The following is a 13,068-nucleotide window of genomic DNA, read 5'->3' as shown; positions in this document are numbered from 1 at the left end:
CTGTTTTCAAATATTAACATATATTGAAAAAATCGTACATACCATCAATGTTTAATATACGATTATTTGGTATGGCGTTAGGTCCTGCATTATTTTTCCTGATTCTGTTAATGCCGACACCTGAAGACATGACAGTACCTGCAAAAGCTGTATTTGCAATTTCTGCATGGATGATTACTTGGTGGATTACAGAAGCTATACCGGTGTATGCTACTGCATTACTTCCATTAGGTCTGATACCTGCACTAGAAATTCTGCCTGTAAAGGACGTTGCATCAGAATACATGCATCCAATTATTGTTTTACTTTTGGGGATGTTTATGATAGCATTAGCTATTGAAAAATCGGGGCTACATAAAAAAATCGCATTTGAGTTGATATCTATTTTCGGGTATTCTCCAAAGAGAATTATTTGGGGCTTTATGATTACCACTGCTTTGTTATCTACAGTTGTAATGAGTACAACAGTAGTTTTAATTTTATTACCTGTTGCATTTGTAGTGTTATCTTCACTCTCAAAATCAAATTCTATAAACAATACAAAATTCAAAGTAACATTCATGCTTTCAATCGCATATTCATCATCAATTGGAAGTGTGGCAACTTTGATTGGAGCCCCACCAAATCTACTATATGCTGCAACTGTAATGGAAATGTTTACACACAAAGTAACGTTTGTTGAATGGTCAATGATCGGAGTGCCTTTATCAATATCTATGCTGGTTTTATGTGGTTTGTATATGTCAAGTAAAGTTGGAAAAAATTCCATCGAAGTCAACACAGAAATCAAAAACACATTGATTCTTGAAAAATCTCAAATGGGAAACATGACTAGTGAACAAAAAACAGTACTAGTAGTATTAATCGGGGTGTTAGTTTTGATGTTTACATCTCCTTTGTGGCAATCTGAAAACTCGTACATTACAAATTCAGTGATTGCTATTTTAGGTGGAATTTCATTATTTGTATTGCCTAAAACACGTTCTGAAAGTTTAATGAATTGGGCGGGGATTGAAAGACTTCCTTATGGGTTATTGTTTTTGTTGGGAGGTGGGTTTGCCCTATCTTTAGCATTTGTTGATTCAGGTCTTGCAAATTGGATTGCTCAGTCTTTTGGATTTGTTAGTGATTATCCATTTGAATTAGTGGTGATTATTCTAGTTGCAATGATTATGTTTCTAACAAATGTCAAATCAAATACTGCGACAGCAGCAATTTTTATTCCCATAGTGGGCACAATGGCATCCCTTTATGGCTGGGCACCATTACCTATTTTGGTTGCAATTACAGTTGCAACATCCTTTGCATTTCTATTGCCTATGGGAACTCCACCAAATGCACTAATTTATGAAAAAGCTCAAATTTCAATCAAAGCAATGGTAAAACATGGCATTGTTCTCAACATGATGGCAATAGGATTAATTTCAGCATTTACAATACTTGTTTCAACAAAAATCCTGATTTGAGAAACATAGTGATGTTTCTAAAAAAACATTATTTCAGACGTCTATAGATCTCTTTGAATTCAGATGATAGATTATATGCGATGTTTAACATATGTGTTAATTGATTCATTGATGTCTTTCCATCCCCGATTTGTCTTAGAATTGTTAGAGCTTTTTGTGGAGAAGTTGCAGATGGAGGCTTTTGACCAGTCCATGTTTTAAAAGAATCCCCCACATCTAAACAAAAATTCAAAACAAATTCCTTCCAGTTTTCCATTTCATTTAGTTTCTTTTTTCCTAGAAATGCCTGTGATAATTCTCGAAATTCATTTTTTCTATCTATGTATAATTTTTTAAGGGCTTCATGAATTTTTTCTTCAGTATATTCTGGAAGATTTAGCATGTACAATCCTTCAATACTCATGATTCTAGGTTAGTCCTGTAGATAATTAAACTAAATAGAAATTCTCACATATGAAAATACTATGATTAAATAATTGACGTTGCTGCTGGCAAATAGGATAATCCCTTTTTTTAAGTTCTTTCAGATTTGATTCCTAACAAATTAACTTTTTTTCGAACAATTATATCTCAACAAGAATTGATGAATTGGTATGAACAAAGGACTTGTAGCATCAATGGGTCTTACAATGGTCTTAGTTTTTGGTTTACTTTTTGCATTACTTGCTGGTTTGAGTTTTTATTTTGATCTGGGAATTTTTGTTACGGTAGGTTTAGCAATAGGTTTAGGTTTGTTCCAGTGGGCAATTGGACCATCAATAGTCCGATGGAGTACAAACATGAGTCCATTAAACAAAGATGAATTTCCTTGGATTGAAGAAACAACTCATGAAATTTGCATAAAAAATAAAGTAAAGATTCCAAAAATAACAATAGCTAATACCAGTATGCCCAATGCATTTGTATTTGGTAGGACAAGTAAATCTGCAACACTAACTCTAACTCGAGGATTGTTAAACACATTGACAAAAGATGAAGTTAGAGGAGTAATCGCACATGAGATTGGCCACATAAAACATAACGATATGGTTGTGATGACGATTATCTCAGTGATTCCAACTATTGCATATTTTATTGCGTTATCCACTATGTTTGGAGGAAGATCAAGAAATCAAGGAGGGGCTGTGGTGTTAATTGGACTTGGAGCATTTGCAGTGTATTTTATAACAAATCTTTTGATTCTGTACTTTTCACGTCTTAGAGAATTTTATGCAGATAATTTTGCAGGAAGACAAGTAAAACCATCAATACTTGCAAATGCGTTAGCAAAGATCACCTACGGATTAAGTTTACAAAAACAAGAAGCAAAAAATTCCACATTACGTTCATTTTATGCAGTTGACCCTATTTCATCAAGTTACGAAGTTACAAAATTTTCTTCATATTACAAGGATCAACATATTTCAGAAGATGAAGTGAAAAAAGCCATGGATTGGGAACGAAATAGTAGTTTTGGTAAGTTTGGTGAGATTTTTAGAACACATCCTTTAACCTACAAAAGAATTGATAAATTATATCAAATGGAAAAAGATTCTTCTTCAAATCAAATTTGAGAATTATGGTTTCATATTTTATTTACAATGGTGCTGGAATTTAGATGTGGGACAAACAAACCTGGAAATATCCTCTGAACATCTAAAAGAAAAATTATCTCAAAAAAAGGCTATGCTTTTATTTGATCTTAGATCAAAGGATATTTTTAAAAAATTTCATGTAGATGGCTCTGTTCATGCAGTATGTGACACCCATGCCAAAGAACAGATCATGCCAAAAATTCCAAAAAATATCAATATTGTACTTATTTCTGAATCTGAAAATATTGCAAAAAAATAGCTGAGGTGATGACTTCATTTGGTCTTGATGCTAATTATTTAGAAGGGGGGTTTTCTTAATGGGGTGGAAAAATCTCACATTCTCATACAGGAAAAACAATTTTGCCTGATGAACTGACTCAAATTTCAAGATGTGTTTCTATTAGATGTAAGAAACATTGATGAGTTTTCAGAATATAGAATTCCTGGAAGCGTAAACATTCTGTTGCATGAACTTTTTGATTTGAAGACCATTGAAAAAATACCTAAAGGCAAAGAAGTTGTAACTATCTGTCATGGGGTATTGCCTCGTCAATATCTTTTATGATTTCATATGCTGTCATTTTTTATTCACCTCCGATGGAATCTTTAGAAAACAGGTGATAATCAAACGTGATTAATAATTGGTTTATCTGTGAAACCTATTTTTCTTACCTGTTTTCATTTTTGTGTATTGGATTTTGACCTCCAAGGAGAGTGTGTGCAATCTTGCTTATTAGATCTAGATCAATTGATTTTATCTAGAATGAAATCATTTTCCTTCATTCTTAATTATCTATTCCATGTAACATTACATAAGGTGAAAAAATGAATATCTATGATACAAAGACCATTTCCTGTAAAAACTGTGGAAAATCTATTGGTGAGATTGATTATGATGCAGAAGTAATTCTTCCACAATGTGGTCAGTGTGCAGATCCAATGCCTGAAGGAGATAAGATTCTCTATGCCTTGAGTCCATTTAGAAACAACGCATTACAACAATTGGTATTAAAAACGAGTAAATAATTTACGTTAAGGTGTAATCAATGCAAATAGAAACAGTTCAAACTGAAGAGTTGGCTCAGCTAGACAAGCTTGTTAATGAGATAATAGAGCGGAGAAATGTTGTGGATATTAAATTGACAACAACTGTTTTTCAAGAAAAAATATTGTATACTGCACTAGTGCTTTTGGATGATTAGTGTTATTATGAGATTATCCTTAGAAAAAGAATTCAGCTGTTTTTATTAATTTTGGTTTTTTGTGTGTTCATTGAAATATCTTCAAAAATTTTGTTAAATTTTTCTACATCCAACAGAGTGAATTCAATGAAGGCAGACCTACACTTTTAAGGGAGCGTGTAGCTGTCTTATCACGAATTCACTTAGATAGTATGCCACTTTCAAATTATTAAGGTATGAATCATTTGATTTCAAGCACAATGGAATCAACTCTTAATTCCTTTAATTATCACATTAACATGATGTGCTCTTATGGAACAACTAAAACTGGTGAATCAAGAAAAATTCCTAAACAGTATCATGAATGTGTCTGGAAATATACGATATGTGATGATTTATGATTTAAAGGGAAATGAAGTCTATAAACGAAAAATGGACGGAGTGACGGATTTACTGACTGAAAAGGAAAATAAAATTGCTCTAAAACATACACTTGACTCATGGAATTTTAGAAATACAATTTCAGAAAAAATTGGTAATGCAAATTATACACTACAGGTATATGATAACTTGATGAGAGTTCTCTTTCCATTTGGCAATGAAATGCTTCTTGTAGTTACCTTGGATAACTCAGGTAACCCAAATGACATTATTCAAAGAATTCAAACGATACTATCAGGACATTTGAAGTAATATGACTGAGCCAAAAAAGAAAAAAGCACCTCAAAAAAACAAGAACAACAAGACAAAGCCTGAGAACCTGATGAAAAAAGAATATTTAGAATCATTGGAAAAATTAAAAAAAGAGATTAAGGAAAAATAACTTTTTAATGATTTTACTCTTATCTGCGTCATTTTCATCCTATGATATAGTGAGTTATCTCTTTGTGTTGAACTCCATTGCGGTATCAAACTAAAGATGTGATGCCCATTTGATAGTTTTAGGCATATTCAGACTCAACTAGTAGTCCTTTAATGTAGGCATCCAAAAAAGTATCAGGATAGAATGAAGAATGGAAATCTGTATTATATGAATTGCAATATGGTTCTCTGAATTTTTTCTTTGATATCTTCTCTTACTTGCTGTAAAAATGAATTTGATACTGTAGTAAGATTTTCCAAATTTTGATTTGAAATGTAATCAAATCTATTCTCAGATGATAGTTCTCTTTGAATCTGGTCATTGATTTGCTTCATCCTTGATCTGTAATTGTGAATGTCAATTCTATGTCTTGATTCGTGCCTAGTATTCAATGACTATACAGTAGGTCGGGGAGGGGGAGTAAACTAAGTTATGTGTGCCGGGGGCGAGTTTTGTGAAACTAGTTAGATGCCGGCCCATTTTGTTTATAAAGAAAATTCGATTTTTACAATTCTACTTGGAAGTGACTTGAATCAAAATATGGTAAGGGTGTCAAACTAAAATCGTAAATCCCTTTGACAGAACTAAAATAATTCCTATAAATGGTTCAAGCATCTCTGGATTCATTTCAAAATCTACTCTAAAACAGAGATTTAGACACGAAATCCTTGATCATTTTATTACCTTCTAAAACAATATGAGAATATGATGCCCACTGTTGTTATTGCAATTATTATAGTTTGTTTAATGACTATTGGTTTTTCATCATTTGAAATTGCAAATGCTACTCATGGTGATTGGGCAGAAGCCGCTTATCCTGGAAGAGCAGGAACAGTTTGGTGGGTGGATAATACACTTCACATTACATCTGATCTGAAGAAAGGTGCTGATCTGGGAATTTGGGGAACAGTCAATGATCCAGAAATCCACAGTGTAAATATTTCATTTAAAGATCCATGTGGAAATGTAGTAACAACAACTACTGGTAGAATGTCTGCGATAAACCCTCCTGACAGATTCATTGATGACAAAGGTAGTGGAAGTAAAGCTGGAAGCAATTGGTATTTCTCTGGAACATATGTTGCATCTTCTACTCATAATGGAAAAACTTTAGCAACTGCTAGTGGAAATTTTAATGGTGATGGATCACATATTTCTTCTCCATCTGATCCAAAATGTTCAGAACCAAGGACGTCAAATCAGAATACTGGAAACACTGTGGCAAAAAAAATTGCCACAAAATCTAATAGTGGAATAATCGAAATTTCTGGAAATTCAAAAAATGGGAAATTTAGCTATTCTCAATATGCTGAGATTTATTATGAAATAAATTCTGGAAAAATAAAACTTGGAAAGGGTGATGGTGCAGTAAGCGTTTCTGCAAAAGCAATATCTAGTCCAGGTTTTAAATGCACACAACAAAAATCTATTACCACATCATTTGATGTTAAAGGAGGGATTGACAGTAACGGAAAATTATATTTTACACCATACAATGTCTCCCCAAAATCTATCCAGGTCCCAATTGATTGTGGAAAAAATACTTTTGAGTCTGGTGGATTTGATTATGTATCCAATCCGTTTAATTTTGCTGAATCTATTAGCGTTTCTCACTCTAAAGGAGCCACTATTTCAAAATCAATGTCCTTTTCACAAGGCTCTTCAAACTGGAATGCAAAATTAACTAAAGCAGCATCTTCTGGAACAGGAACAAGTAGTAGCTCTGATATCGGAAAAAGTTGTCCTCCTGGTGTAGTGTGTATTGATATCCCAAAATCTATAGATATTTATGATTTCAAAGTGGATGTTCCTTTTTTTCTTACTGTCAAACAAGGTGAGAAAAGTAAAGTCCCGGTAAAGGTGTCAACAATTAAAGGAAATCCGCCGCTTCTTACTATAAGCTCAACACAATTTTTTACTTCTGAAGTAAAATCAGGTAGTTCGCTTAAAGAATGGAATCAACCAGAACAAGGTCATTTTACTACTGTAAATTCTTGGATATCGACAACCTGTAATACTCCTTTGGGGGACTATCGAGTATCGTTTACTGTTTCACCAAAATCCGGTTCTTTTCGGTCTAGTCTTGATTCGGTGACAGTCACAGTAGTATCCTCAGACAAGTGTTCTGGAAATAATAATTCCTCATTTTCTCCTAATGTAATTCAAATTCCAAAAATATCTGAACCGTTTGTTTGCAAGAATATAGATAGTAGAATACAATTAGACAAAAAATCCTATTCTCTTTCTGATAAAATTTTTGTAACTGCTGTTGCACCAAATGAAAATAAAAATAAAAATTCAATTGATTCCATAAAAGTAACATTTTCAACTATTGAGAAAGATACTGGATTTGCAAAGGAATTCACATCACATGAAATCATGGAAACAGGAAAGTCAACAGGTATTTTTTCAGGAGCAATAGTAAAATCCATCCCATCAAACATAGATAGAATACATGTTGGTTTTACTGATAGTTGCAAAGATGACTTTGTTTTTATTCAAGCAAACGTTGAATCACAAACAAATAACCAACAACCCAATATAGATAATCCAACAATTGATGAATCCGAACCAATAATTCCAAAAACAGGAGTAGATAAACACTCAGGATTAACAATAAAATACATTGAAGATGCTTCAATTTTAGATTCAGATGACAATTTAATTGTACATGAAACATTTGATTATGATCTAAAAAAAGATGTAACCATCATTACTGAAACAAAACATGTTGAATTACAAGATCTTGATAAAATTGAAGAATTAAAAATCGCACCAAAATCAGAAGTCAAAATAAAAAAATCTAAATCAGTAATTGAATTAATTACAGGAAAAATAAAACTTGTTCATAATATTGCAAAATGTAAAGAAAAAGGAGCTGATGTAACATTCAGAGATGGAAAATTCTTTTGTACAATTACAACTCCCGAAGGATTTGCAGTCACTGTAAGGGGAACTGAATTAATTTTAGATCACAACTCAAATACGAAAACTTCTACATTGTTACTAAATGACGGTTCTGTTTCTATAACTACTCCTGAAACTAAAAAAATAATTTATGCAAAAACAATCACGATATATCAAAATGGAGAATTATCTACAATACCGCTCTTGAAAGAAGATTGGAATTCTGTAAATGGTGGAATGTCTCGGAATTTTGATAACGTTGAAAATATAATTAAAGAAAAAATAAAGTCAGAAGATAAGATTATTGATAAAAAACAACCCAAATTTGATGTACCAGTACAAAAAGAAAGGCAAAAAGTACCTGATTGGGTAAAAAACAATGCAAAGTGGTGGACAGATGGTCAAATTGGTGAGTCTGATTTCAAAAATGGTTTATCTTACTTGATTAAAGAAAACATCATTTCAGTTCCAGAACAATCGGCAAAAAGCACAAATGAAAAAATTCCTGATTGGGTAAAAACTCAGACCCAGTGGTGGGCAAGTGGGCAAATCTCAGAAGATGAATATCTTAATGCAATTGAATTTTTGGTAAAAAATGGCATAGTTGGAGTATCTAATGAGGATAGTTTAGAAGAAAATATTCCTAAACAAGAATCTATTATTGACCAAGTTTGTTATGAATCTGCATTAGGAATTACAGTGACATATCCTGGAGATTGGACTTGTTTTAGTTATGATGATATACAAAATCGTAAAATTTTGGCACTTAGTCCCCAAAATTGGGATTTAATTCCAGCAATGACATTGAAAAGTTTGTACATAGAACCAGGATATACTTGGAGTGATGAAATTTCTTATTTTAGAGACTATATGCAACAAGAAGTTGATTCGGGAAATATATCGTTAATTAATATTGAAAAAGAATTTCAAGTTGATGGACATGATGCTTTTATTATCGAGTATGAATGGAACAATCCTGAAACTTTTGAAATAATGAAATCACGTAGCATTTTGATTTTGGATAACGACAGAATTATTCATTTTGATATTGGAACTGATTTGAAAATTTTTGATAATTATTCATCTGTATTTGATCAAATTTTAGATTCAATCAAAATTGATTAGTATTTGAAAAATTTAAAATTAATCTCCCCCATGATGAAACGTGCCTTGAATTATTCTATCCATGCCAATTACTAACCCAAGTAATAATTGCCTATCTGCCCAAAGATCCTTCACCTCTAAAACAATAGTCTTTTCATCATCAGTTAGAGTCCATTGCAAAAATGTTCCTTATTGCATTGAAACCATTGCAATTGGTTCTTTATTGTTTTTAATTAGACATTGGTTTTGTTTAACATCAATTTTTACAATAATTTTTCCAATAGTTTCAATCTCAAAAAATACTACAAACATCTCAGATCTATTTCCTTTAATTTTTCCTAATGTCTCTTCATTCTTATCCTCAATGTGAAGTTCTCTATCTAAAGCATGCCCACTTTTTTTAATATGTAAAACAGATTCACTATTTGAAAGTTGTACTAATAGATGGTTTGCATTTGGTTCTGTTCCTGGCATTATATTTCCTAAAAGATTGTCATTACCATCAAAAATTTTTCCATGTCCATAGTTTTGATAATTTATCTTTATGATGTAACGATCTATCTTCTTATCAAATAAATCAAAAACCATTTTTTTGCTTTCTCTTACTTTAAGATAAATCATATGAAAATCTAATCACTTAAAATCAATCAAAAATCTGGACAATGATTTTTTTAACTTGTAATAAAGACGATGATCACCAAAAAACATTTAATCAAAAAATGACTTTATAAATTTATGAAATACCTTATTGTGATTTTATTTACCTGTATTTTTTCGTCTGCTTTTGCTCAAAGTGAAATTTCTAGAAGTACTATCTATGACGGATTTTATGAAGCAACAATTTTCTTTGAAGAATATGATGATAAACAACGAGCTCCAGAACAACAAACTGTTTCATTTGAAGTAAATGACGGAATGATCAAAGATGATAGTCCTTACATGTTAGGCAGTATTGTTGATGATGGGAATGTGAATTTGGAATTACAGTTTTCTGGAGGTGAATGTTATCCGAGTGGAACAATGACTTCCTCTGAATCATTTACAGTTGAAGGTGATTGTACTTTTGGTGATGTAAAAATTGTCGCAAATTTAATTTCTTCAGAAATAGTACCTGAATTTTCTTGTCCTCCCAATGGGGCCTACAATCATCAAACAGGTAAATGTGAATTTGAAGAATCAGGAGGAGGTTGTCTTATTGCTACTGCAACATACGGTTCTGAATTAGCACCACAAGTACAACAACTAAGAGAACTCAGAGACAACTCATTACTAAACACAGAATCAGGAACTTCTTTTATAAACACATTCAATGATTTCTACTATTCATTTAGTCCTGTAATTGCAGATTATGAGCGTGAAAATCCAGTATTCAAAGAAATGGTAAAAGTTGCAATTACTCCAATGATTAGTTCATTGTCAATTCTAAATTATGTTGATATGGATTCAGAATCTGAAGTATTGGGATATGGAATTAGTTTGATTCTATTGAATGTAGGAATGTATGTAGGAATTCCAACTAGTGTGATTGTTGGCATTAAAAAGGAATTCTAAATTCATTCTCATCTGCGTCCATTTCTGTCCCCAAAATGGTTTAGGTGAATCCCCGTGGAGTTGAACCTATGATACATTTTGGATCTATTCTAGGCTAAAATCATAAGGGTGTCAAACTACTTTTACAAATCCCGCCGAGGGAAACAATGAAGCATCTAAAACTCCATTGCGGTATCAAACTAAAGATGCGATGCCCATTTGATAGTTTTAGGCATATTCAGACTCAACTAGTAGTCCTTTAATGTAGGCATCCAAAAAAGTATCAGGATAGAATGAAGAATGGAAATCTGTATTATATGAATTGCAATATGGTTCTCTGAATTTTTTCTTTGATATCTTCTCTTACTTGCTGTAAAAATGAATTTGATACTGTAGTAAGATTTTCCAAATTTTGATTTGAAATGTAATCAAATCTATTCTCAGATGATAGTTCTCTTTGAATCTGGTCATTGATTTGCTTCATCCTTGATCTGTAATTGTGAATGTCAATTCTATGTCTTGATTCGTGCCTAGTACTCAATGACTATACAGTAGGTCGGGGAGGGGGAGTAAACTAAGTTATGTGTGCCGGGGGCGAGTTTCGAACTCGCGACCTCCAGATTATGAGTATTGCCTTAGTTGGAGAACCGTTAGAGATTACCAAGCGAACTGGCACTCTAACCAGGCTGAGCTACCCCGGCATACTATATGCCTAAAAATTTGGGAAATTAAATGATTCTAAAATATGTGCAATTAATTGTTAAATGAATATTTTTACTTTAAATCAATCCACTTTACATTTTCATTTTTAACCCAGAGGAATTTCTTTTGTAATGCAGATGTGTACAATTTCTCCCATTCAGCACCTACTTCATCTGTCCATGCCTTGAATACACGAGGATCAATGTAGTTCCTTAATGACGTTCCAATGTTATAATCTTTAGTTTTTTCAGACAAGTCAATTTGTAATTCTAATTTCTGTAATCTTTCTTTGTGTTTCTTCTTTTGTTTTTTGATTTGTTCATTTAGTGTCTTGATTCGTTTTTCTTTGTTCTTCTTCTGTGTATCTGTCTTTGGTTGAGATGTCTCTACTTTTTTAAGCGTCTCTTGGGCCTTCTTCCAAGATTCATCTTTCTCTACTTTTTTGAGAGTATCTCGTTTCTTTTCCAATGATTGCTCAAATGTCTTTGGAATTGTTCTTTTATGATTACACATCATAGCTGCCTCAAGGTTTGCCAATTTTGCATGGTATAGTTTCTCAGTTGCTGTTTTTCCTTTCATGTTGTCATGCTCTACAAGATATTTTTTGACAACTGTTGTTGCCAAGTATGTTCTGAATACCTTTGCAGTTAGACCCTTTACGATACTGGAATAATATGCATTGACATGTCTTGAGGTAATGTCATCAAAAATCTCGTCTTTTGGTTTTTTCTTTTCAACTAATTTCTTTAGATTTTCTTGAAATTGTTTATCATGTCCTTCTGCCACTACTGTCTCTTGCCATCTAACACTGTCTTTACCTAGAAAATCAAATTCAATAGCATTTCCAGATATTTTGATGTGTTCTTTTCTAAGGGTTGTGGCACCTACAGTATCTGCCTCATCTGGATCTTTTTCGTCTCCTACTCTCATTGCGGTTCTATAAATCAAATAACAAGCCGTTGCAATTCTGCTGATTTTTGGATCCTTGCTCTTCATGTCTTTTACAATTCTATCTTTGATTTTGTCAATCTCTTTTGCAAGCTTTACAGCTTTTTCGTACTTTTCCTTATCTCTGTCTTGTTTTAATCCCGCAGTATCTGCAAGCCATACGTATTTTCTTTTTTGTGTGAGAAAATCCATCCAACTTGCTAGCCACATAGAGTCCTTATCATGAATAATTTTGCCCCAATTGCCTTCAGGTACTTTGGCTTCTTTACCAAGATTTAGCGTGACATCTTTTGCAGTCACTCTAGGCTTCCATCTTCCTCTTAGTGGATGTTCCCCTCTTCCAATGAAGATTCCAGGCGGTTCTGCCATGTAATTTCCAACTTCAACTTCCTTTCCATCCATGATGGCAATTCCATACTTTGCTTTCAATTTTTCTCGTAGCTCTTTTCTTTTGGCGGCAAGTGATTTTTTCTCTTCCTTTGTCATCATCTCTTTAAGATCTTTTTCTTTGTCAACTACTTTGTACGCGTTTGAAAAATCAATGTCTTCATATGATGTTTTTTTAAATTTTGAATCTAGAGTTTTAGAAAAATCTGCTGTAAAGTTTTTTTGAAAAACTTTGTCTTGAACATATGGCGTGTCTTTCTTTTTTGCCCACTGGTATACCATTTCTTCTTGGTTAAGATCTAGCGGTACCTTTTCGCCTTTGATCTTGATTGTAATACCTTGAGCCTCATATTCAGGAGGGAATAAGATTCCATTATGTTGTAGCGTTTTCCATTTCATTCTTTTCA

16 protein-coding genes and 1 tRNA gene are annotated in these 13,068 nt (G+C 32.7%); 10 read left to right on the top strand and 7 right to left on the bottom strand.

The window, feature by feature from the left end; translation table 11 throughout:
* The first annotated feature begins 47 nt into the window (after positions 1 to 47).
* Positions 48 to 1,466, top strand: coding sequence for an SLC13 family permease (locus tag C5F50_RS10170; RefSeq protein WP_179371229.1), 1,419 nt, complete (start codon positions 48 to 50; stop codon positions 1,464 to 1,466).
* A 28-nt stretch (positions 1,467 to 1,494) separates the two neighbouring features.
* Here C5F50_RS10170 and C5F50_RS10165 read toward each other — a convergent pair whose 3' ends face one another.
* Complete coding sequence (locus tag C5F50_RS10165) at positions 1,495 to 1,869, bottom strand: hypothetical protein (RefSeq protein ID WP_179371228.1); 375 nt, start codon at positions 1,867 to 1,869, stop codon at positions 1,495 to 1,497.
* A gap of 190 nt (positions 1,870 to 2,059) precedes the next feature.
* Here C5F50_RS10165 and C5F50_RS10160 point away from each other — a divergent pair, with 190 nt between their 5' ends.
* The 7 genes from C5F50_RS10160 (at position 2,060) to C5F50_RS13310 (ending at position 5,044) form a co-directional block, all read left to right on the top strand.
* The gene (locus tag C5F50_RS10160; protein ID WP_179371227.1) at positions 2,060 to 3,019 is read left to right on the top strand and encodes a zinc metalloprotease HtpX; all 960 of its coding nucleotides are present in this window, start codon (positions 2,060 to 2,062) and stop codon (positions 3,017 to 3,019) included.
* A 46-nt stretch (positions 3,020 to 3,065) separates the two neighbouring features.
* Entirely contained in the window at positions 3,066 to 3,299 is a 234-nt protein-coding gene (locus C5F50_RS13110) for a rhodanese-like domain-containing protein (RefSeq protein ID WP_246282035.1), read from the top strand.
* A 132-nt stretch (positions 3,300 to 3,431) separates the two neighbouring features.
* Complete coding sequence (locus C5F50_RS13105) at positions 3,432 to 3,605, top strand: rhodanese-like domain-containing protein (RefSeq protein WP_246282034.1); 174 nt, start codon at positions 3,432 to 3,434, stop codon at positions 3,603 to 3,605.
* 260 nt (positions 3,606 to 3,865) lie between these two features.
* Complete coding sequence (locus tag C5F50_RS10150) at positions 3,866 to 4,066, top strand: hypothetical protein (protein WP_179371226.1); 201 nt, start codon at positions 3,866 to 3,868, stop codon at positions 4,064 to 4,066.
* A 20-nt stretch (positions 4,067 to 4,086) separates the two neighbouring features.
* Positions 4,087 to 4,242 carry a hypothetical protein gene (locus C5F50_RS10145; protein WP_179371225.1) on the top strand — a complete coding sequence of 52 codons (156 nt, stop codon included), beginning with the start codon at positions 4,087 to 4,089 and terminating at the stop codon, positions 4,240 to 4,242.
* Between the two features lie 291 nt (positions 4,243 to 4,533).
* Positions 4,534 to 4,914: a hypothetical protein gene (locus C5F50_RS10140; RefSeq protein WP_179371224.1), complete on the top strand. Its 381-nt coding sequence runs from the start codon at positions 4,534 to 4,536 to the stop codon at positions 4,912 to 4,914.
* 1 nt (position 4,915) lies between these two features.
* The gene (locus C5F50_RS13310) at positions 4,916 to 5,044 is read left to right on the top strand and encodes a hypothetical protein (RefSeq protein WP_280924452.1); all 129 of its coding nucleotides are present in this window, start codon (positions 4,916 to 4,918) and stop codon (positions 5,042 to 5,044) included.
* 203 nt (positions 5,045 to 5,247) lie between these two features.
* Here C5F50_RS13310 and C5F50_RS10135 read toward each other — a convergent pair whose 3' ends face one another.
* A complete protein-coding gene (locus C5F50_RS10135; RefSeq protein WP_179371223.1) occupies positions 5,248 to 5,475 on the bottom strand; it encodes a hypothetical protein in 228 nt (75 codons plus the stop codon).
* 313 nt (positions 5,476 to 5,788) lie between these two features.
* Between C5F50_RS10135 and C5F50_RS10130 the strand changes: the two genes are divergently transcribed.
* A complete protein-coding gene (locus C5F50_RS10130; protein ID WP_179371222.1) occupies positions 5,789 to 9,115 on the top strand; it encodes a FecR family protein in 3,327 nt (1,108 codons plus the stop codon).
* An 18-nt stretch (positions 9,116 to 9,133) separates the two neighbouring features.
* On the opposite strand, the gene C5F50_RS10125 is transcribed toward C5F50_RS10130, so the two are convergent.
* Positions 9,134 to 9,274, bottom strand: a complete 141-nt coding sequence (locus C5F50_RS10125; RefSeq protein WP_179371221.1) for a hypothetical protein — start codon at positions 9,272 to 9,274, stop codon at positions 9,134 to 9,136.
* A 9-nt stretch (positions 9,275 to 9,283) separates the two neighbouring features.
* On the bottom strand, positions 9,284 to 9,682 hold the full coding sequence (locus C5F50_RS10120) for a hypothetical protein (protein WP_179371220.1): 399 nt from the start codon (positions 9,680 to 9,682) through the stop codon (positions 9,284 to 9,286).
* A gap of 147 nt (positions 9,683 to 9,829) precedes the next feature.
* On the opposite strand from C5F50_RS10120, the gene C5F50_RS13100 reads away from it, so the two are divergent.
* Positions 9,830 to 10,645, top strand: a complete 816-nt coding sequence (locus C5F50_RS13100; protein WP_246282033.1) for a CFI-box-CTERM domain-containing protein — start codon at positions 9,830 to 9,832, stop codon at positions 10,643 to 10,645.
* Between the two features lie 292 nt (positions 10,646 to 10,937).
* Here the strand turns inward: C5F50_RS13100 and C5F50_RS10110 are convergent, their stop codons facing one another.
* The 3 genes from C5F50_RS10110 to C5F50_RS10100 form a co-directional block, all read right to left on the bottom strand.
* Entirely contained in the window at positions 10,938 to 11,165 is a 228-nt protein-coding gene (locus tag C5F50_RS10110) for a hypothetical protein (RefSeq protein ID WP_179371219.1), read from the bottom strand.
* 45 nt (positions 11,166 to 11,210) lie between these two features.
* Positions 11,211 to 11,325, bottom strand: a tRNA-Met gene (locus C5F50_RS10105).
* A 73-nt stretch (positions 11,326 to 11,398) separates the two neighbouring features.
* Positions 11,399 to 13,060, bottom strand: coding sequence for a DNA topoisomerase I (locus C5F50_RS10100; RefSeq protein WP_179371218.1), 1,662 nt, complete (start codon positions 13,058 to 13,060; stop codon positions 11,399 to 11,401).
* Positions 13,061 to 13,068: the final 8 nt, after the last annotated feature.

The organism is Nitrosopumilus ureiphilus, from assembly GCF_013407185.1.
Classification (GTDB): Archaea; Thermoproteota; Nitrososphaeria; order Nitrososphaerales; family Nitrosopumilaceae; genus Nitrosopumilus; species Nitrosopumilus ureiphilus.
Note: the sequence above shows the minus strand (reverse complement) of the source record. Positions and strands in the feature narration are given on the sequence as shown.

Coding starts and splice junctions, on each gene's coding strand:
- C5F50_RS10130 (WP_179371222.1), top strand. CDS start 5,789: ATGATGCCCACTGTTGTTATTGCAATTATTATAGTTTGTTTAATGACT.
- C5F50_RS10150 (WP_179371226.1), top strand. CDS start 3,866: ATGAATATCTATGATACAAAGACCATTTCCTGTAAAAACTGTGGAAAA.
- C5F50_RS13100 (WP_246282033.1), top strand. CDS start 9,830: ATGAAATACCTTATTGTGATTTTATTTACCTGTATTTTTTCGTCTGCT.
- C5F50_RS10145 (WP_179371225.1), top strand. CDS start 4,087: ATGCAAATAGAAACAGTTCAAACTGAAGAGTTGGCTCAGCTAGACAAG.
- C5F50_RS10140 (WP_179371224.1), top strand. CDS start 4,534: ATGGAACAACTAAAACTGGTGAATCAAGAAAAATTCCTAAACAGTATC.
- C5F50_RS10170 (WP_179371229.1), top strand. CDS start 48: ATGTTTAATATACGATTATTTGGTATGGCGTTAGGTCCTGCATTATTT.
- C5F50_RS10120 (WP_179371220.1), bottom strand. CDS start 9,682: ATGGTTTTTGATTTATTTGATAAGAAGATAGATCGTTACATCATAAAG.
- C5F50_RS10100 (WP_179371218.1), bottom strand. CDS start 13,060: ATGAAATGGAAAACGCTACAACATAATGGAATCTTATTCCCTCCTGAA.
- C5F50_RS10165 (WP_179371228.1), bottom strand. CDS start 1,869: ATGAGTATTGAAGGATTGTACATGCTAAATCTTCCAGAATATACTGAA.
- C5F50_RS13310 (WP_280924452.1), top strand. CDS start 4,916: ATGACTGAGCCAAAAAAGAAAAAAGCACCTCAAAAAAACAAGAACAAC.
- C5F50_RS10160 (WP_179371227.1), top strand. CDS start 2,060: ATGAACAAAGGACTTGTAGCATCAATGGGTCTTACAATGGTCTTAGTT.